General features: G+C 71.9%; 14 protein-coding genes and 2 pseudogenes. 9 read left to right on the top strand and 7 right to left on the bottom strand.

The features are described 5' to 3' along the window. Positions 1 to 105: 105 nt before the first annotated feature. Positions 106 to 1,146, top strand: coding sequence for a Gfo/Idh/MocA family protein (locus tag ACZ44S_RS02065; protein ID WP_466923376.1), 1,041 nt, complete (start codon positions 106 to 108; stop codon positions 1,144 to 1,146). On the opposite strand, the gene ACZ44S_RS02060 is transcribed toward ACZ44S_RS02065, so the two are convergent. After that, complete coding sequence (locus tag ACZ44S_RS02060) at positions 1,133 to 2,773, bottom strand: alkaline phosphatase D family protein (protein ID WP_466923373.1); 1,641 nt, start codon at positions 2,771 to 2,773, stop codon at positions 1,133 to 1,135. The two genes, ACZ44S_RS02065 and ACZ44S_RS02060, sit on opposite strands and share 14 nt — an antisense overlap. 134 nt (positions 2,774 to 2,907) lie before the next feature. Between ACZ44S_RS02060 and ACZ44S_RS02055 the strand changes: the two genes are divergently transcribed. Then, positions 2,908 to 3,690 carry an SDR family oxidoreductase gene (locus ACZ44S_RS02055; RefSeq protein ID WP_466923371.1) on the top strand — a complete coding sequence of 261 codons (783 nt, stop codon included), beginning with the start codon at positions 2,908 to 2,910 and terminating at the stop codon, positions 3,688 to 3,690. Between the two features lie 371 nt (positions 3,691 to 4,061). Here the strand turns inward: ACZ44S_RS02055 and ACZ44S_RS02050 are convergent, their stop codons facing one another. The 3 genes and pseudogenes from ACZ44S_RS02050 to ACZ44S_RS02040 all read right to left on the bottom strand — a co-directional run bounded on the left by ACZ44S_RS02050 (position 4,062) and on the right by ACZ44S_RS02040 (position 4,983). Then, positions 4,062 to 4,343: a type II toxin-antitoxin system RelE family toxin gene (locus ACZ44S_RS02050; protein WP_466923368.1), complete on the bottom strand. Its 282-nt coding sequence runs from the start codon at positions 4,341 to 4,343 to the stop codon at positions 4,062 to 4,064. A 4-nt stretch (positions 4,344 to 4,347) separates the two neighbouring features. Beyond that, positions 4,348 to 4,443, bottom strand: a pseudogene (locus tag ACZ44S_RS02045) (prevent-host-death family protein); the annotation flags it as partial. Next, positions 4,444 to 4,983, bottom strand: a complete 540-nt coding sequence (locus ACZ44S_RS02040) for an ATP-binding protein (protein WP_466923367.1) — start codon at positions 4,981 to 4,983, stop codon at positions 4,444 to 4,446. It abuts the pseudogene before it with no gap. A gap of 147 nt (positions 4,984 to 5,130) precedes the next feature. Between ACZ44S_RS02040 and ACZ44S_RS02035 the strand changes: the two genes are divergently transcribed. Beyond that, on the top strand, positions 5,131 to 6,051 hold the full coding sequence (locus tag ACZ44S_RS02035; protein WP_466923365.1) for a helix-turn-helix domain-containing protein: 921 nt from the start codon (positions 5,131 to 5,133) through the stop codon (positions 6,049 to 6,051). Beyond that, positions 6,048 to 6,263, top strand: coding sequence for a DUF397 domain-containing protein (locus tag ACZ44S_RS02030; RefSeq protein WP_466923363.1), 216 nt, complete (start codon positions 6,048 to 6,050; stop codon positions 6,261 to 6,263). Before ACZ44S_RS02035 ends, ACZ44S_RS02030 begins: the two co-directional genes overlap by 4 nt. A gap of 102 nt (positions 6,264 to 6,365) precedes the next feature. Here ACZ44S_RS02030 and ACZ44S_RS02025 read toward each other — a convergent pair. Next, positions 6,366 to 6,503: pseudogene (locus tag ACZ44S_RS02025) on the bottom strand (NAD-dependent epimerase/dehydratase family protein); the annotation flags it as partial. A gap of 114 nt (positions 6,504 to 6,617) precedes the next feature. Here ACZ44S_RS02025 and ACZ44S_RS02020 point away from each other — a divergent pair. Then, the gene (locus tag ACZ44S_RS02020; protein WP_466923360.1) at positions 6,618 to 6,875 is read left to right on the top strand and encodes a hypothetical protein; all 258 of its coding nucleotides are present in this window, start codon (positions 6,618 to 6,620) and stop codon (positions 6,873 to 6,875) included. Between the two features lie 398 nt (positions 6,876 to 7,273). Here the strand turns inward: ACZ44S_RS02020 and ACZ44S_RS02015 are convergent, their stop codons facing one another. Beyond that, complete coding sequence (locus tag ACZ44S_RS02015; RefSeq protein WP_466923358.1) at positions 7,274 to 8,005, bottom strand: DUF7873 family protein; 732 nt, start codon at positions 8,003 to 8,005, stop codon at positions 7,274 to 7,276. 212 nt (positions 8,006 to 8,217) lie between these two features. Here ACZ44S_RS02015 and ACZ44S_RS02010 point away from each other — a divergent pair, with 212 nt between their 5' ends. The 4 genes from ACZ44S_RS02010 to fxsT all read left to right on the top strand — a co-directional run bounded on the left by ACZ44S_RS02010 (position 8,218) and on the right by fxsT (position 16,547). Further along, entirely contained in the window at positions 8,218 to 9,315 is a 1,098-nt protein-coding gene (locus tag ACZ44S_RS02010; protein ID WP_466923356.1) for an effector-associated domain 2-containing protein, read from the top strand. Position 9,316: 1 nt separating this feature from the next. Continuing rightward, a complete protein-coding gene (locus ACZ44S_RS02005) occupies positions 9,317 to 10,825 on the top strand; it encodes a VMAP-C domain-containing protein (RefSeq protein ID WP_466923353.1) in 1,509 nt (502 codons plus the stop codon). Positions 10,826 to 10,947: 122 nt separating this feature from the next. Further along, on the top strand, positions 10,948 to 12,090 hold the full coding sequence (locus ACZ44S_RS02000; RefSeq protein WP_466923350.1) for an AAA family ATPase: 1,143 nt from the start codon (positions 10,948 to 10,950) through the stop codon (positions 12,088 to 12,090). Beyond that, positions 12,087 to 16,547 (top strand): FxSxx-COOH system tetratricopeptide repeat protein, encoded by a 4,461-nt coding sequence (gene fxsT / locus ACZ44S_RS01995; RefSeq protein WP_466923348.1) that lies wholly within the window; start codon positions 12,087 to 12,089, stop codon positions 16,545 to 16,547. Before ACZ44S_RS02000 ends, fxsT begins: the two co-directional genes overlap by 4 nt. Positions 16,548 to 16,607: 60 nt before the next feature. Here fxsT and ACZ44S_RS01990 read toward each other — a convergent pair whose 3' ends face one another. Beyond that, the gene (locus ACZ44S_RS01990) at positions 16,608 to 18,437 is read right to left on the bottom strand and encodes an aKG-HExxH-type peptide beta-hydroxylase (RefSeq protein ID WP_466923346.1); all 1,830 of its coding nucleotides are present in this window, start codon (positions 18,435 to 18,437) and stop codon (positions 16,608 to 16,610) included. Positions 18,438 to 18,478 lie beyond the last annotated feature (41 nt).

Raw genomic sequence — 18,478 nt, 5'->3', positions numbered from 1 at the left:
TCAGCTCGTGCGGAGTGCTCCACGTCGACGACGATGTCATGGGAGCGCTTCCATGAGAGTGGGATGATCACAGAGTTGGCACAACACACGAGCAGGGTGGGACGAATGACCGAGCGGAAAACGCGCTGGGGGATCCTGGCGACCGGCGGGATGGCCGCGACCTTCGTGGCGGATCTGGTCGACATGCCGGACGCGGAGATCGTGGCGGTGGCGTCCCGCTCGGCGGAGTCGGCGAAGGCGTTCGCGGAACGGTTCGGGATACCGCGGGCGTACGGCGACTGGGAGTCGCTGGCGCGGGACGGGGAGCTGGACGTCGTCTACGTCGCCACGCCCCACTCGGCGCACCGGGCGGCGGCCGGGCTGATGCTCCAGGCCGGGCGGAACGTGCTGTGCGAGAAGCCGTTCACGCTGAACGCGCGGGAGGCCGGGGAACTGGTCGCGCTGGCGCGGGACAACGGGCGCTTCCTGATGGAGGCCATGTGGATGTACTGCAACCCCATGGTGCGGCGGCTCAAGGCGCTGGTGGACGACGGGGCGGTCGGCGAGGTGCGCAGCGTCCAGGCGGACTTCGGGCTGGAGGGCCCCTTCCCCGCCTCGCACCGGCTGCGGGACCCCGCGCTGGGCGGGGGCGCGCTGCTGGATCTCGGTGTGTACCCGGTGTCGTTCACGCAGCTGCTGCTCGGGGAGCCGTCGGACATCGCGGCGCGAGCGGTGCTCTCGGAGGAGGGCGTCGATCTGCAGACAGGTGCACTGCTCTCCTGGGAGAGCGGCGCTCTCGCCTCGGTGCACTGCTCCATCGTCGGGGGTACGGCGACCTCCGCGTCGATCACCGGTTCGCAGGGCCGGATCGACATCCCGTACGGCTTCTTCTTCCCGGACCGGTTCACCCTGCACCGGAGCGGCCGTGACCCCGAGGAGTTCGCGGCCGACCCCGCCGACGGCCCCCGCAGCAGCCTCAAGCACGAGGCCGCGGAGGTGATGCGGGCCCTGCGGGCCGGCGAGACCGAGTCGCCGCTGGTGCCGCTCGACGGCACCCTCGCCGTGATGCGGACGCTCGACGCGATCCGGGACCGCGTCGGCGTCCGCTACCCGGGAGAGGCCGCCGGGACAGAGGCCGCCACAACCCCCGAGGTCACGCCGGCTTGAGCCCCGGCTCCCCCGCCTCCGTCACGAAGGAGGCGGCGGTGGTGAGCGGCGCGCCCTGCGTGGTCACGTGGGACACCGTCCTGAAGTCGGCGCGCGCCCGCTCCCGGCCGAGCGACACGGTCGTGTAGCCGCGCAGGCCGTTGTAGAACTTCATGTGCGGGTTGGCGGCCGTGATGCGGTCCCAGTTGGCCGGTTTCGCGGAGCCGTTGCCGCCGCTGGAGACGGAGGTCGTGACGATCTCCGTGCCCACCGTGCGGGAGTCCGGGTCGGAGAAGTCGCGCTTGATGTCCATGGCGTAGTGCACGTGCACGTCGCCGGTGAGGACCATGAGGTTCTCGACACCGGCGGCCTGCGCGCCGGCCAGGACCCGCTCGCGGGAGGCGGGGTAGCCGTCCCAGGAGTCCATGGAGACCTTCGACGGCGGTGTGGTGGTGTCGTACCGCTGGGAGAAGGTGACCTGCTGGGGCACCACGTTCCACAGGGCGTCCGACCGGTGCCAGCCGTTGATCAGCCAGCGTTCCTGGGCTTCGCCGGTCAGGGTGCGCGAGGGGTCCTCGGACTCGGGGCCCGGGTACTGCCAGCCGTCGCCGTAGGCCTGGTTCGAGCGGTACTGGCGGGTGTCGAGCACGTCGAACTGGGCCAGCCGGCCCCAGTGCAGGCGGCGGTACAGCTGCAGGTCGGGGCCGTCGGGGAGCTGGGGGCGGCGCAGCGGCATGTTCTCCCAGTAGGCGCGGTAGGCGGCGGCCCGGCGCAGCAGGAACTCCTCCGGCGGGACGCTGTTCTCCGGGGTGCCGTCGGCGTAGTTGTTCTCGGTCTCGTGGTCGTCCCAGGTGACGACGAAGGGGTGCGCGGCGTGCGCGGCCCGCAGGTCGGGGTCGGACTTGTAGAGGGCGTACCGCAGCCGGTAGTCCTCCAGCGTCACCGTCTCCCGCGCGAACAGGCCGGGAAGGGTGCCGGAGGGGTAGGCGCGGGCCCCGGCGACGTCGTTGACCGCGTACTCGTAGAGATAGTCGCCGAGGTGGAACACGACGTCGAGGTCCTCGTCGGCCAGGTGCCGGTAGGCGGTCCAGTAGCCCTGGTCGTAGCGCTGGCAGGAGACCACGCCGAAGGTGAGATCGGCGGCCCGGCTGTGGCGGGCGGGCGCGGTGCGGGTGCGGCCGACGGGGCTGACGAAGCGGCCCGTCCGGAAGCGGTAGTAGTAGACGTGGCCGGGGGCGAGACGGCCGGCCTCGACGTGCACGGTGTGGTGGAACTCGGGGTGGGCGGTGGCCCTGCCCCTTCTGATGACGCGGCGGAACCGTTCGTCGAGGGCGATCTCCCAGTCGACGCCGACGCGTTGCGCGGGCAGTCCGCCGTCGGCCGCGTACGGGACCGGGGCCAGGCGGGTCCAGAGCAGGACGGAGTCCGGGTGGGGGTCGCCGGAGGCGACGCCGAGGGTGAAGGGGTCGTCGGTGATCCGTGCGGCGTCGAGTTCGGCGGCGGCCGCGGTGCCCGCGCCGGGCACGTTGACCGCGAAGGCGAGCGCGGCGGCGGCGCCGGTGGTGGTCAGGAAGCGCCGGCGGCCGATGTGCCGGGCGGCCGCCCTCAGTTCGGGCGCGTGCGGTGACTGGCGGACCTCGGATGTCATCCGTTCCTCCCGTGGCGTGTGGATGCGGAAGGAATTCGAGTGGGCGGGGACGACGCCCGGTTGACGCGTACACAGCATCCGGATGACGGTCGTATGAGTTCCGCATGGCGGACCCTCCCGTACGCTGCGGGGCCATGAACGCCAAGGAAACGGACGGACGGGCAGGGGTCGCGGTGGTGACCGGGGCGGGTTCCGGCATCGGACGCGCGGTGGCGGTGGAACTGCTGCGCGCGGGCTGGTCGGTGGCGCTGGCGGGACGCCGCGAGGAGACGCTGGAGGAGACCGCGGCGCTCGCCGCGCGCGAGTCCGGCAAAGGCGGGTCGCTCGCCGTACGGACGGACGTGTCACGCCCCGAGGACGTGAGTGGGCTGTTCACGGCGACGGTCGGGCGCTTCGGCCGCGTGGACCTGCTGTTCAACAACGCGGGCACGTTCGGTCCCGGCGGGGTGCCGGTGGAGGAACTGCCCTACGAGGCCTGGCGGCACGTGGTGGACACCAACCTGAACGGGGCGTTCCTGTGCGCGCAGGCGGCGTACCGGCAGATGAAGGAGCAGGACCCCCAGGGCGGCCGGATCATCAACAACGGCTCCGTCTCGGCGCACGCCCCGCGTCCCCTCTCGGTCGCCTACACCGCCACCAAGCACGCGCTGACGGGCCTCACCAAGTCGCTGTCGCTGGACGGGCGGCCGTACCGGATCGCGGTGGGCCAGATCGACATCGGCAACGCGGCGACCGACATGACCCGGCGCATGGAGACCGGCGCCCTCCAGGCGAACGGCGAGACCGTGCCCGAGCCGGTGATGGACGTCGCGGACGTGGCCCGCACGGTGCGGCACATGGCCGAGCTGCCGCTGGAGGCGAATGTGCAGTTCGCGACGGTGCTGGCGACGGCGATGCCGTACGTGGGCCGGGGCTGAGCGTTGGCGGACCGGCCGCACGGGCGCCGACCTTCCACAAACGGAGTTTCAACGTCCGCCCCATTGCGGCCGGTAGTGGACTTATGCTCAACTCTCCTACACCAAAGCTTCACACTTGGAGCAGAGGGCTTCCGCAGGCCATGTCCAGGGGGGAGGCGGCAGCCGTTCCACGCCACCGGGTGGGGGTGGACCCGCGCGGGACCGCGGGTACGCACCGGTGGGTGGAACGGCTGCCGCACGAACGCGACAACCGCTCGGACGCCCGGGCGGCGGGTGAGCGGGCGGCGGAGCGCGCGGAAAGGTGCACGTCCAGTGCTGAGGGCGCCGGATGACGACAACGTGATCCGGCCACCCGACCTCAAGACGGCACGTCAGGGAACCTGACGGTAGACATCGCGGCGATTGCCGAGAGCCAGGACCCACACGATCAGCCGGCCGTCCTCGACGGTGTAGACGACGCGGCAGTCACCGACCCTGAGCCGCCACCGGGCGTTGTGACCCTGCAGGGCGTTGATGTCGAACGCCGCCGCGTCGCCCGCGTCCATCGCCTTCCGCAACTCGGTGAGCCGGTGGAGGATCCGCAGGGCGTCCGGGCGCGGGATCTTGAGCATGTCCCGCTGCGCGTGCGGTGTGAAGCGGGTGACGTACCCCATGCGGTCAGTCCTGACCGGCGCGGAGGAGGGCGGCCATCTCCTCGAGCGAGACCGACCCCTCGAGGCCTTCGGACTCGGTGTCGTCGGCCAGCCGGTTGAGTCAGGTCTCTTCGGCGTCCTCGGCGATCTCGTACTCCGCCCAGACCGTCTTGCCCGGGCCGTCCGGCCGTGGATGCCAGTCCCAGCGGGCGGCGAGCGCGGCGACCAGGAGGAGGCCGCGGCCGGTTTCGTCGACGGCCGGGACCTCGGGCCGGGGGCCGCCGGGTCGGGGCGGGACGCGTTCACCCAGGGTGTCGGTGACCTCGACGCGGAGGGTGGTGGAGCGAGGTCCGGTGGGGAGGAGCGCGAGACGGAGGTGGAAGTCGCGGCCGGGGACGTTGCCGTGCAGTACGGCGTTCGCCGTCAGCTCGCCGACGATCAGCACGAGCGCGTCGTGGTCGTCGGTGCCGTACGGGAGGCCCCAGGCGTCCAGGCGGACGGCGGTGAGATGACGGGCGAGACGGGCTCCGCGCGGGGTGGAGGTGAAGCGCATCCGGAAGGTGCGGGCTGTCGGCTCGGGTTCGGGTGGGTTGGCGTTCAAGTGGGCGGTGGGGGTGGCGAGTCGGCCGGGGCCGGTGAGGGCGGCGGGGTTGTTCGTCATGCCGTCCACGGTCCTGTCGGTCGCGTAGCGTGACCAGTGGTGACGCTACGACGCGGGGTGCTGTACGCGCCGTGTCGGCGCGAGTACGTGGCGTGCGGCGTGACGGGCGCCACGGCGGGCGCGTTGGGCCGGAGAAGGCGGTGGTCGATGACGAAGCGTACGGGTGCGGACGCCCCGGCGGGCGGCGGGGACGGCCGAACGGTCGTGAGTGTCGGGGACGGATGGGAGAGCGACGACGGCGAGGGCGGGCCGCGCCGCCCCGAGGACGGCGCAGGGAAGGGCGTGGTCGCCGCGTTCGGGCAGACCATGAACACGCTGCGGCTGCGGGAGGGGCTGGACCGGGCGGAGTTCGGGAGCCGGATCGGGTACTCGGCGGCCACGGTCGCATCGTTCGAGCAGGGGCGGAGGATTCCGTCGCCCCGGACCATCGAGCGGGCGGACGAGGCGCTGGGGGCGGGCGGGTTGCTGTGCGTGTGGAAGGAGGAGGTGGAGCGGGCTCAGTATCCGGTGTTCTTCCAGGGGATGGCGACGCTGGAGAAAGAGGCGGTTGAGCTCGTCTCGTACAGCATGCCCGTCCTCAACGGGCTGCTCCAGACCGAGGAGTACATGAGAGGGCTGCTCGGTATGAGGCGCCCCCCTCTGGACGAAGAGACCTCAGAACAGCGTGTAGCAGCACGATTGGCCCGACAGGACATCTTCGACCGGCAACCGGCACCCTTCCTGAGCTTCGTGCTCGACGAGTCACTCCTACGACGCCCCTACGGTGGTAAGGCCGCGTTGCGGAGACAGCTGGAGCATCTGCTGCTGATCGGACAGAAGCGCAACGTCGAGCTCCAGGTCATGCCGCTCGATCGTGAGGACAACGCGGGCGTGAACGGTCCGTTCACGGTCGTCACGCGCAAGGACGGCAAGAAGTTCGTGTACGCCGAGGCACGAGGCATCGGCTCCCTGGAAACCGACTCGGAGCAAGGGGTTCTGGCCGCCGCGCTCTATGGGATTATCCGATCACAGGCTCTCAGTCCGCGAGAGTCAACGGAGTTCATCGAAAGGTTGCTGGGATCGCCATGAAGAGCGCTGAGTCCTCGACCGTCGCCTCCGGCCTCGCCTGGTTCAAGAGCAGCTACAGCGGAACCGAGGGCGGCGAATGCGTAGAGGTCGCGAACGGTACGGCAGTTGTGCACGTCCGGGACTCCAAGGCCACCGCCGGGCCCGTCGTCACGGTCTCGCGTGACGCGTGGGCGGGGTTCGTCGGGCCGGCCTCCTCGGAGCGGAGCGTCTGACACGCGTACGGTTGCGAGAGCCCTGCCGGTTCCTGTGGGACGGCAGGGCTCTCGTGTGCGCCGATGGCTCACGAAGTCCGCGTGCCACCGCAGATGCCGGTAGGCCACCCTGCGCAGCGCACCCTTCTCGTCCCGCTCCTGCTCGAAGTCCGACTGCCGCCTGGTCAGCGCCACGACCTCGTGCCCGGCGGAACTCAGCGCGCGATTCAGGACGCTTCCCACCTGCCCGGTTCCCCCCGGGCATCACGATCCTCTTCAGCCCTCGCCCTTCGACGAGGACCACCCTACCCCGCATTTGAACGCGTTCAAATCACTGGAGTACGCTCGACGCACCACATCGAGCAAGGAGCCCTCATGGCCACCGGATCCGCGGACAGCCCGGCAACCCTCTACGGCCCCGTCTCCCTCGCTTTCGGAACGGCCGCGCTGGCCGCCGCCGTGTTCGCCGGCCTCCTCGGCATCGCGATCCCCCTGCTCCTCGGCAGCCTGGCCGTCACCTTCGCGCTGCTCGGGCTCGGCCGGGGACTCAACCGGGTCCAGTGCGCAGTCGGCCTGACCACGGGATCCCTGAGCCTGATCTACCCGATCCTGCTGGTCGCGGCCTGGGCATGACGTGGCGGAGCCCGGGAGTCGTATCCAGCTCCCGGGCCCCTGGGGATGCCACCCAATTGCGCACGCCGGTGGCGTTTAAGAGGACGGATCAGTCATCAAGCCGTCGTGTTCTTCCTTTGAACTACCGCACCGTGAGAGAGGTGCAGACGAGATTCGAACTCGCATCCGATGGCGTTGTCCGTCCCCGGTCGATCCGGCGATCGGCGGCAATGCTGAGACTGGAGCGAGAGTCTGAGATTGACCGCGGCCGCCGTCTCGGCGAGCCGCGTTTTCAGGCTGAACTTCAGTTTCAGCTTGCGCTCCTGGCACGAACCGGTCCTCAATCCGGCCCGTGCCCCGTAGCGCACCCCCGCGCTCGCACGCGGGGGCGTTCTCGGTCGCGGTACCCGCGTCCGGCATCAGCCGAACAGGTACCCGAACACCGCGTCCCCGACCCGCTGGTCGGTGACCTCGGCACTGTTGGCCTCCTCGCGGGCGAACTTCACCGCCTGCTGGAGCTTCTCGACCCGCTCGACGAGCTCGTTGACCCGCCGCGCGGGGAGCGCCCCGGAGAACTTCACGGTCGTCCAGTACCCGATGGGCACGTCCTCGTAGTACACCTCGACCTGCGCCGGGTGCTTGTCGGTCGCCTCCGCCTTGACGTGGTTGCGCGGGACCTTCTTGGTACGGATGGTCCGCACCGGGTCCGTCTTCCACCAGTCCGTGGACGGGTCGTGGGACCAGGACTCGGCGGCGTCGAGGGTGGGGAGCTTCTTGACGAAGGTGTGCAGATCGGTGAGCTGCTTCTCCAGGAAGAGCAGGTAACTGACCGGCACGTCGGCCACGACGGTCCGCCCGTCGACCGTGACGTCCGCCCGGGCCGTGCAGTTCGCCCAGTCCTTGGTCGCCGTCACGTCGAACAGCCGCGTGAGCGAGGCAGCCATCTCCCGCAGCACGTCCTCGGCCTGCACCTGCACCCGCGTGGACTCCGGCGGCAGCTGCTCGCCCTCCTCGTCCTTGGGCTGGTAGGTGCGCGAGATGCCGGCCAGCAGCGCGGGCTTCTGCACCTTGTGGTGCGCGGCGGTGATGTCCTGGAGCGACTTGCTCTTGACACCCTTCTCGACAGCGATGATCTGATTCAGCTTCGCCACGTGGCTCCCCCTTCGAACACCAGGGAACCTACCTGTCCGGGGCCCGGACGTCCGACGAATTTTCCCGCCCCGCCCTCACCGACGGCCGTTGACCGCCAACGGTTCCGCGTGGGTACGGTACCCACGCATCGGGGAACGCCTTAACCTGACAGACCCGGGCAGTGGGGCGGTACGGCACACGGCCCGGCGTACGCGTGAGGGGGCACGTGGACATGGCAGGAGAAGGACCGGGGTTCTCGGACCCGACCGCCCGCGGGGCGGGCAGGGCGCCGTGGCGGATGCGGGTACTGGCCGGCCCGGACACCGCGGAGGCGGGAGAGTTACCGGAGCTGCGGCCGGCCGGCGGGAGCATCGTCGCCGATCCGTCGAGGCCGGGGACCGGCACCGTTCCCCGGCAGCTGACCGGGCCGGCCCGGACCGCCGTCGCGGGCGCCGCCGTACTGCTCACCGACCGGCTGGCCGTGACCTGCGCCCATGTCGTGGAGAGCGCGCTGAGGTGCCGTCGGCTGGAGGAAGCCCCGAAGGGTGCCTTCCCGGTGGACTTCCCGGCGTCCCCCGGACACCGCGTGACCGCGCGCGTGGCCCCGGGCGGCTGGTTCCGGCACCCGCCCGCCGGGGACCTGGCCGTACTGGTGCTGGACGGCGCACCGCCCCCGGGCGCCGGCCCGACGCCCGTCGCGGACGGCCCGGCCGGTGACGGCGCGGCGGTCCTCGTGTACGGGCACCCCGCCACCGTGCCCGACGGAGTGTGGGCGCGGGCCAGGACGGTCGCGGTCGGCGGGACGCATCCGGGCTGGATGCAGCTCGAGGGCGACGACGGCCGGGGCGCCCGCATCGAACGCGGTTTCAGTGGGGCGGGGGTGTGGGACGAGGCCCGGGGCCAGGTCGTCGGCGTGGTGGCGTCCGTGCTGAACGCGGTCGGACCGGCCCCTACGCGCGTCGCGTGGATGATCCCCCTCGGGCTGCTCTCCGGCACCCCCTTCGCGCCACCGCCCCCGGCCGCTCCGGCCGGGCCCGTGTCCGTGGACGCCTGGGACCTCGTCGACACGCTCATGACCACCGGGTCCGCCGCCGCCGACGCCCGCCGCCTGCTGTCCGTACTGCCCGTCGGCATCTCCGGCACGGTGCCCCGTGACGACGTACCGCGGTTGCAGCTGTTCCACCTGGTGCGCCGATGCGGTGACTATCCGGACGGACCCGCCGAGCTGGTGCGTGCCGTGCGCAGGCTCGAGGGCGACTCCGTCACCGCACGGGACTTCGCCCGGGCGGCACACGCCCTCTGGCCGGACCGGTTGGGCGGCGATGCCTGACATGTCGGAACGCCCCTGGTGGAGCCCGGGTGCGGGTGACCCGGTCTCCCGCACCGAACGTGCCGCACAGCTCGTCGACGCGCTCATGAAGGTGCCCGTGCTGGACACCGTGCGCTCGCGCCGGCTGTGCGTCGAAACCGCCCTGGAGCGCCTGGGACAACGGCTCTCCGTCGCGGAGTTCGACGAGAAGAAGCCCCATCTGGTCGAGATGGTGAAGGTCTTCGGAGGTGTCCCCGAGGGCTGGCGGGAACTGACGGGTGCGGTGCGGTTCCTGGCCCACTACGACCTGCCCTCGGAGCAGGCGGCCGCTCTGGCCGGCGGCCCCGCCCCGCACCTGGGCGACTCCAAGCAGCGGCGCGAACTCGCCTCGCTCCTCGCCGGACTTGACCGGCAGAACGTCCCCGAGCTGGACCGGATCTTCGCCTTCGCCGCCGGGGACGGCTTCGGACCGCTGCCCGCGAGCGTGCGCACGGCCTGGGAGGCGTACGAGCTGCTGGAGAACTGCAATGTGCCACCCGACGGCGTCTCCCGGAGCGTGCGCTTCGTGCAGGAAGTCGCCTACGTCGTCGGCCCCGAGCCCGGTGACGCGCTGCGCCAGTGGCTCAGCCGGGACGTACGCGCCTCGGTGGACGAGGGCGTGGAGGCCATGCGTCTGCTGGACAACGTCCGTCGCACCACCGGTCGTTGGCGGGATGCGGCGGACGGGACGGCCTATCTCGTGGTCCGGCTGCATCCGTGCGAGGACTCCGCCGAGCAGGTGTGGCTCACCTGCTGGACCAGTACGGGAGGCTCCTGGGAGCCGCGTCAGCGCGACGACCGGAGGCTGTCGCTGAGCGACGTGCCGGCCCGGGTGGCCGCCCTGGTCGACCAGGAGGAGGCACGGCTGCGGCATCACCGGGGAGGCGTCGTTCTCGAGTTCATCCTTCCGGTGGACATGGTGAACACCCCCGTGGAGGAGTGGCCGCGCGCGGCTCCCTTCGGCTCGGTGGCGGAGGACGCGGCTTTCGCCGCGCCCTTCGGGATGGAGTACAAGGTCGTCATAAGAAGCCTGGAACGGATGGACGCCCTGCATCTCCACCGCGTCTGGAACGAGCGCTGGCAGGTGCTCACCGGTGACGGCGGGGCGAGCGTGCACCGCTGCGAGCAGGGCGACGGCGACCAACGTCGGCTTCTGTACACGAAGTTGAAGCAGAACCCGTCCATCGCCCTGATGACCCTCGGCTCCCCGCCCGACGACGAGGCGGGCCGCCGAGAGCTGGTACTGGGGTTGCAGGTGGGCCTGCCGGTACTGCTGTGGGCGCACGAGGGGGCGCTCAGCGACCGGGAGCACGCCGTGGTGCACACACTGTCCGACGCGGGCGGCTGGGATGCCCTACTCGACCATGTGACGCGCTTGCACTTCTCTCCCGGAACACGGGACGATGGGCGCGAGGGTGCCATGCGCTCTCGCATAGCTGTGCTGTGGGACGATCCGAGCCGCCTCCCCGAGGTCCCGGAATCGGCGGGTTGAGCTCCCCGTGCGTCCGGGTGGTACGTCAACTCGCGGCAGTGCGGGGGGTGTTGGACGGGAGGTGGCTCGGTCGTACGGATGTGCACCGCTCCGCGCACGACTCAGGTTTGGGGGGACGGTCGATGGCCGACAGGGGTCTGCACGATCCGGCAGCGGCCGACGGCACCGTCGTCGATCCCGGTGCCTGGCACATCTACCGGGGCACGGGCCGGCCACGCGAGGACACACCGGGAATCGACCTGCTGCCGCCTCCCCCGCCGTGGCGGCGTTTCTCCGGCGGACCGCTCATCGAGGAGCCGGCGCCGCAGGACGAGGCGGAATTCACCCGACGGCTGGGACCGGCTGACGGCCCGGTGCCGCGCAGCGCCTCCGTGCAGGAGAAGGACCTGGTCAACGCCGCACTGATGCTGCGCCGCCCGTTGATCGTCGCGGGCCCGCCCGGCATCGGGAAGTCCAGCCTCGCCCATTGCGTCAGCCGTGAGCTGGGCCTTGGCCGAGTGCTGCGGTGGAACATCACCAGCCGCAGCACCCTCAAGGAAGGCCTCTACTCCTACGACGCCATCGGCCGGGTCCAGGAGGCCGCCGCCCGCGGAGCCCTGCTGGGTCCCGCCGTCGGGGCGTTATCCGGCGAGGCTGCCGGGAAACCGCCCGCCGAGCTCGGCGCCGACGGACTGCACAACATCGGCGACTACATCCAACTCGGGCCTCTGGGAACGGCGTTACTGCCTCGCGTCGTACCGCGGGTGCTGCTGATCGACGAAATCGACAAGGCCGACGTGGATCTCGTGGGCGACCTCCTGAGCGTCTTCGAGGAGGGCGAGTACCGGATTTCCGAACTGGCCCGCATGCGCGCCCGGATGCCGGACGCCGAGGTGCACACCGACGACCCGGACGGCACGGCGTTCGTCCACCACGGGCTGGTGCGCTGTGCGGCGTTCCCCGTCGTCGTGATCACCAGCAACGGCGAGCGGGTCCTGCCGCCGGCCTTTCTGCGCCGCTGTCTCTACCTCGAACTCCCCCCGCCGGACGCGGACCAGCTCGCGGCGGTGCTCTCCGCCCACCTGGCCGCCGGGGACGACGAGCACCGCGCCGTCATGATCCGGGACTTCCTGGCCCGCTCCCGCACGGGCGGCACACTCGCCGCCGACCAGTTGCTGAGCTCGGAGTTCCTCCGCACCACCCCGTCCGGTCCCGGCCGGCATTCCTGGAACGAGCTGCTGCACGCCCTGTGGCGGCGGCTCGACGGGGCAGGGACTGGAGGATGAGCCACTCGCCCTTCCAAGGCGGCGGGGCGCGTGACGGTGTCAGGCCGGGTGCCGCTTCGCGGTCCGGGCTGCGCGCCGGCCAGGATCGTACGACGCCGCTCTGGGACGAGGCCGGGGACGTCGTCTGGCTGGCGGTGCAGCGCGAGCGGCTGATCCTCCGGGCCGCCGCGGCACCCCCGCCCGGGCCGCCGGCGGGTGACACCGGACCGGCCCCCTCCCCGCCCACCGACGACACACGCCCGCCCGGTCCGGTCCCGGGGCCGGACCCCGGCCCCGCTCCACGGGAGACCGCCCGTCCCGACGGCCCCGACCCGTCCGAGGAGGCCGGCCCCGCGCCCGCTCCCGTGGGGAGCATCGCGGAGCCCTACGGCACCTCCCCCCGGCCCGATCCCGGATCCGCCGGCCGGCCGGCGGAGCGGCTGGAGAGTCTGCTGGTGGAGCTGGGCAGAAAACTGGCCCTCGACGATTCCCGGTCCATCGAGAAGTCGGTGCTGCCCCTCAAACAGCGGGTCGGCTCGCTGCACCGGCAGGAGCTGGACGAGGAGCGCACCGCCGAGAGGGCCGCCGAGCAGGGAGTCTGGCTGCCGTTGCAGCGTCCCGCCGAGGAACGCTGGCTGACGCTGACGCTGCTGGTCGACTCCGGGGAGTCGATGCGGCTGTGGGCGCCGACCGCCGAGCGGCTCCAGGAGACACTGCACGGCTCCGGCGCGTTCCGGGACGTCCGTCTGCTCCACTGGCCGACGGGACCGCGGTCCGCCGGTCCGATGCCGCCGGGCGACGGGCGTCACGTGTTGCTGGTCCTCACCGATCTCCAGGCCGCCCGCTGGGCCGACGGCAGCGCCCACCGCGCGCTCGCCCGGTGGGCCCGCGCCGCTCCCACGGCGATCGTGCACGTCCTGCCCGGCCATGTGTGGGCCCGTACCGGCACCCGCACCCACCGGCTCCGGATCACCGCGCCAGGTCCGGCAGCCGCCAACGGCACCTGGTCCGCCCGCCACGACGACCTCGCCCTGGGCCCCGCCGACTTCCCGGACGGCCCGGCGAACGGTCTCGCGGACGGCTTCACGCCGGGGCCGGGTCCGGGACCCGGCGCTCCCGGGCAGGGCATCGCCGTACCGGTGGTGACGCTGACGGCCGAGGGGCTGGGCCGGTGGGCACGCTTCACCGCGGGCGAAGTGACCGGGGCGTGGGCCACCCGGGCCCTGTGGGTGTCCCCGACGGCCGGCGGCCCGCCCCTGGCGGCACGGCAGGACCCGGCGCACCTCATCGCACCGCCCGAGGTGGCGGCCCGCACCCTGCGGGCGCAGCTGTCCCCCACCGCCTACCGCCTGGCCCGGCTGTGCGCGGCGCTGCCGCTGCTGAACCTCGCGGTGCTGCGCATGGTGCAGGCCCGGCTGCTGCCCGAGGCGCGCACCTGGCACGTGGCCGAGCTGCTGCTCTCCGGCATCCTCCGGCGGGTCCCCGGCGATCCCGAGACACCGGCCCTGGCCCGGTCCGAGCTGGAGCTGGGCACCGAGCTGCGCAGGGAACTGCTGTCCGAGGGGACCAAGGGAGAGACGGCATGGGCGATGACCCTCATGTTCGATTCCCTGGCCGCCGCGGTGCAGGGCCCGTTGGGCCAAACCTTCGGTCAGCTCGGGGGAATCGTCCGCGATCCGAGTCGCGCTTCCCGTTTTCCCATGGAAGCTTTACCACCATGGATTTCCTCTGTTTTACCCGCATTCGCGGCCATGTCCGGCCCCTATGCGACGGCCTTGAACGAGCTCAGTCGCCGCCTTTCCGCGGCCGCTGAGCCCTCCTCGCCATCACTCGCCGAGGTGTCGGAGAACTCGGAGAACGCAACCTCCGACGACAACGCCCCGTTGGTCGTGGCGGCCGATGTACCGGATCCCGAAGAAGAGAGGAACGCCGAAGTGACCGGCTTGCAGTCCGCCGAAGTCGGGCAAAGGAGTGACGGGCTGCAGAAGCCGCCACCCGTCTGGGGCAATGTCCCTCCCCGAAACCGGGCCTTCACCGGCCGTGTCCAGCTCCTCGAGGATCTCCACCGCAGGTTGCAGGAGGGCACCACGGCAGTGCTGCCCGAAGCACTGCAGGGAATGGGCGGCGTCGGCAAATCCCAGCTGGCGGTCGAGTACGTTTATCGCCACCTCCACGAGTATCAGGTCATCTGGTGGATTCCCTCCGAGCAACCGCAACAGATCCGCCAGTTCCTGGTGATGCTGGCCGCCCGGCTCGGAGTGAGCGTCGGCAGCGGGGAGGCGAACAGTGCCGTTCCCGCGGTGATAGAAGCACTGCGTATCGGCGAACCTCACAAGAACTGGCTTCTTGTCTTCGACAACGCAGAAAATCCCGAGGCCGTGCGCGAATTCTTTCCGACAAACGGACCGGGCCGTATTCTCGTCACCTCCCGCAACGCCCAGTGGGCCGCCTCGGCGCGCCCGCTGGAGGTCGATGTGTTCACCCGCGAGGAGAGCAGGGCACTGCTGCAGCTGCGTGCCCCCACACTGGACGACGAGACAGCGGACCGGCTCGCCGAGACACTGGGCGACCTGCCCCTGGGCATCGAACAGGCGGCCGTGTGGCTGTCCGAGACCGGTATGCCCGCCGACGAGTACCTCCGCCTGTTCGAGCAACAGGCCAACGAGCTGATGAACAGCGACCCCCCGGCCGACTACCCGCTGACCGTGGCGGCCGCCTGGAACGTGTCGCTGGAACGGCTGCGCCGCAACCACCCCGCGGCCCTCCAGCTCCTGCAGGTGTGCGCGTTCTTCGCCCCCGAGCCGATCTCCCGGCGGCTGCTGACCGGCGTACGGGACGCACCCGTACCGGCGGAACTGAGCGCGGCCCTCAGCGACCCGATCAAACTGGGCCGGGCCATCCGCGAGATCAACCGCTACGCGCTGGCCCGCATCAACCACAACACCAACACGGTCCAACTGCACCGCTTGGTCCAGCGGGTGCTCATCAACCAGATGTCGGATCCGCTGAAGCGGCAGATGCGCGAGGGCGCCCACCGGCTGCTCGCCAAGGGCGACCCGGACGAGCCGGAGGCCTCGCACCAGTGGCAGCAGTACGGCGATCTGCTGCCGCACGTCCTGCACAGCCGCGCCGTCGAGTCGACCGACCCCTGGGTGCGCCAACTCGTCCTCAACGAGGTGCAGTACATGTTCTCGTGGGGCGACCACCAGGGCTGCGCCGATCTGGCGAAGCTGACCTACGACACCTGGCGGGCCCAGGACGGGGAGAACGCCGAGCACGTCTTCGCCGCCGCCAAGCCGTACGCCGACGCGCTGCGCATCCTGGGCCGCTACTCGGAGGCGTACGAACTGGACCAGCGGACCCTGTCCGGCATGACGGAGGTACTCGGTCCCGAGCACGAGTCCACCCTCGAGGTCACCAGCATGCTCGCCTGGGACCTGCGTCTGCGCGGTGACTTCTCCCGGGCCCTGGAGCTCGACAAGCACGTCTTCGACACCTGCACCCGGCTGTTCGGGCCGAACGACGTGACCACACTCGTGGCGGCGCACCGGCACGCGCTCAACCTGCGGTTCATCGGCGAACTGGGTGAGGCGCTCGCACTGGACCGGGAGACGTACCGCCGCAGAGTGGAGGAGTTCGGCGAGAATTCCCTGAACACCTTGTCCACCATGGCGGCCGTCGCCCTCGACCTCCAGGAGGGCGGGCAGTACCTGGCCGCCCGCGACCAGGCGCGGGACGTGGCGGACCGCTACCAGTACAACTACGGCGAGGCCCACCCGCACACCATGGCCGCGCTGCGCCTGCTGTCGGTGACCGAGCGCCGGGCCGGCAACCACTCCCGGGCGCTGGAACTGTCCGGCCGTGCCCTCAACCTGTTCCGGACCCGGTACGGCGACAAGTACCCGCTGACCGTCTCCACCCTGGTCGCCCACGCCATCGACGTACGGCAGAGCGGTGATCTGGACCGGGCGCTGCTGCTCGGGCAGCAGGGGTACGAAGGGTTCGAGGCGCTGCTCGGCCACGACCACCCGCACACCGTCGCCGGGCGCGTCAACCAGGCGATCTGTCTGCGGCTGTCCGGCCAGGTCGAGGCGGCGCACGCGATCAACACCCAGGCGCGGCAGCGTCTGGTGGAGACACTGGGCGAGGACCACCCCAACGCGCTCGCCTGCTCCTCCAACCTCGCCGTCGACCTGTACGAACTGGGCGAGGTCCAGGCGTCGGTGGACCTCGCTCGGCGCAGTCTCGAACAGGGACGGGCCCGCTTCGGCACCGACCACGACCACCCGGTCGTGCTGGCCACCGCCCTCAACCTCGCGCTCGGACTGCGGCAGTTGGGCCGGCACGAGGAGGTGGAGGAGCTCTACACCGACACCCTCACCCGCTACCGGACGTCCCTGGGCGAGGACCACCCGGCCTGTCTGGCGGCGGAGGAGAGCCGCACCGCCAACTGCGACATCGACCCGCTGCAGATCTGATGCCGGGGCCGGCACCGGGGCCGCGCGCGTGCGGTTCCGGTGCCGGGCGCCCGGCGGGCGTCACTCACTCAGCCAGGCGCACAGCTTCACCGGATCCACCGGGGAGGCACCGTCCGCGTGGAGTTCCAGCGCGAGGGCGCGGACCAGTTCCGGCCTGCCCAGCAGACAGGGCGTGGCGGCGGTGGCGTCCGCCGCCCGCAGGGCCAGCGCCAGCCCCGCCCAGGCGGCGTGCGCGCCCGGGTCGTCGGCGAGAACCGCTTGGTACCCGCGCAGTGCGTCGGCGGTGTCCCCGCCGACGAGGCCACGGTCGGCGGCCAGCAGATCGGCACGTCGGTCGTGGTCCAGGCGCGCCGCCTTCAGGGAGCCGTCGGCGAGGAGCACCCGGCGCAGTTCACCGCGCGGCTCACGCCCGCCGCCGCCGGACGCCCGCGGCACCGGCTCCGCGTCACCGCCGACCCCCCGCGCCGACAGACCCGACCGCCACCGCTCCGCCAGCGCGCGGACCTCGTCCGGGCGGGCGGGCACATGGTGCAGCCGCCAGGTGATGCGCAGGTCGGCGCTCTCCTCCCGGGCCAGCGCGAGCGGGTACGGCGGCACCCGCTCGCGTGCCCAGGGAGCGGTCCAGGAGGCGAGCCGGTCGACGAACCGGCGCCCCCAGTCGGTCAGCCACGCCTGGGGACCAGGGGCGCTCAGGGAACGCAGTGCCTGCGCGACCGCGTCCCGCCACACCGCGAACTCGAAGTGGGCGAGATCGGCGCGGTGTCCGCTCAGCGCGTGCCGTTCGACCCGCCAGAAGTCGGCGACCCCGGCGAAGGCGTACACCCCGTGCACCAGACCCGGGGTGGGCCGCGGGTCACTGCGCCACGGCGCGTACAGCAGCGGTTCGCCCGGCTCCCTCCCGGCCGGATCCGGATCCGGCCGCCGGAACAGCCCGACCTGGTGGACGAGGCTGTTGAGGACGGAGTGCCGGGCCTCGTGCACCAGTGTCGCCGCGAGTTCGGTCGCGTCGTGCGGCTCGGACAGGACGACACCGCCGACGGCCTCCGAGTACGAGGCGCTCTCGGCGCGGAAGCGGGGCGTGCGGGGCAGCGGCGCGAGGGTGCGCAGCGAGAAGGACAGCAGTCCGGCGGCACCGCGATGGCGTGCGGCCAGCACCTGCCCGGCCTCGGCGAACAGCCTCCGCCACGTTTCCTCCTCGGCGCCGGCGAGGGGTCCGCGCGTGGGGTGGAGCTCCCGGAAGTCCCGGTACGGGTCGCAGTCGTCGAGAGCGAGGGTGTGCGGCCCCCCGTCACCTCCCGGGTGCCAGACGAGCGTGCGCACGGGGTGCCAGCGCTCACCGGGCAGCCCTGGCTCCCCGGGCAGCCGCAGTACGCGCGTACCGAGCGTCAGCGTGGCCCCCGCGCCCGGGGCCGTGTCGAGTACGGCGGTGGCGTACTCCATGTGCGGGCCGGGGAACTCGGCCCGTCCCAGGGTGGGCAGGCACACCGTGCCGGCGTGGGCCGGCACCCGCACGAGGGCACCCACTCCCGCGCGTACGGCCGCGGCGCCCGCCAACGCGTGCAGATACCCCGTGTCCTGCCACAGGGGCCGCCCGCCGGGCGCGTCGGCCGCCCCTTCAGAACGGAGCCGGGCCAGCAGACCGACCGCCCACACCCCGACCGCGGGATGCGTGATGATCTCCGACACGACCCGGGCATCGGCGGCCTCCGCGCGCAGCAGCAGTCCGACCGCCTCGGTGACGGGCGGCAGCGGCCCGGGATCCCCGGCGGCGACGACCGCCGCGGTCACCCCGCGCAGCATCAGCATCCGCCGGCTGCGCTCGCCGAGGCTCAGCCGCCCGGCCGTCCCCTCTCCCACGCGTCCGGCCGCCACGGCATCGAGATCGGCCACCGGAAGGCGATGCCGTGAGGTACCGCCGGCCTGTCCCGATG

This window comes from Streptomyces malachitofuscus, assembly GCF_055571035.1.
Note: the sequence above shows the minus strand (reverse complement) of the source record. Positions and strands in the feature narration are given on the sequence as shown.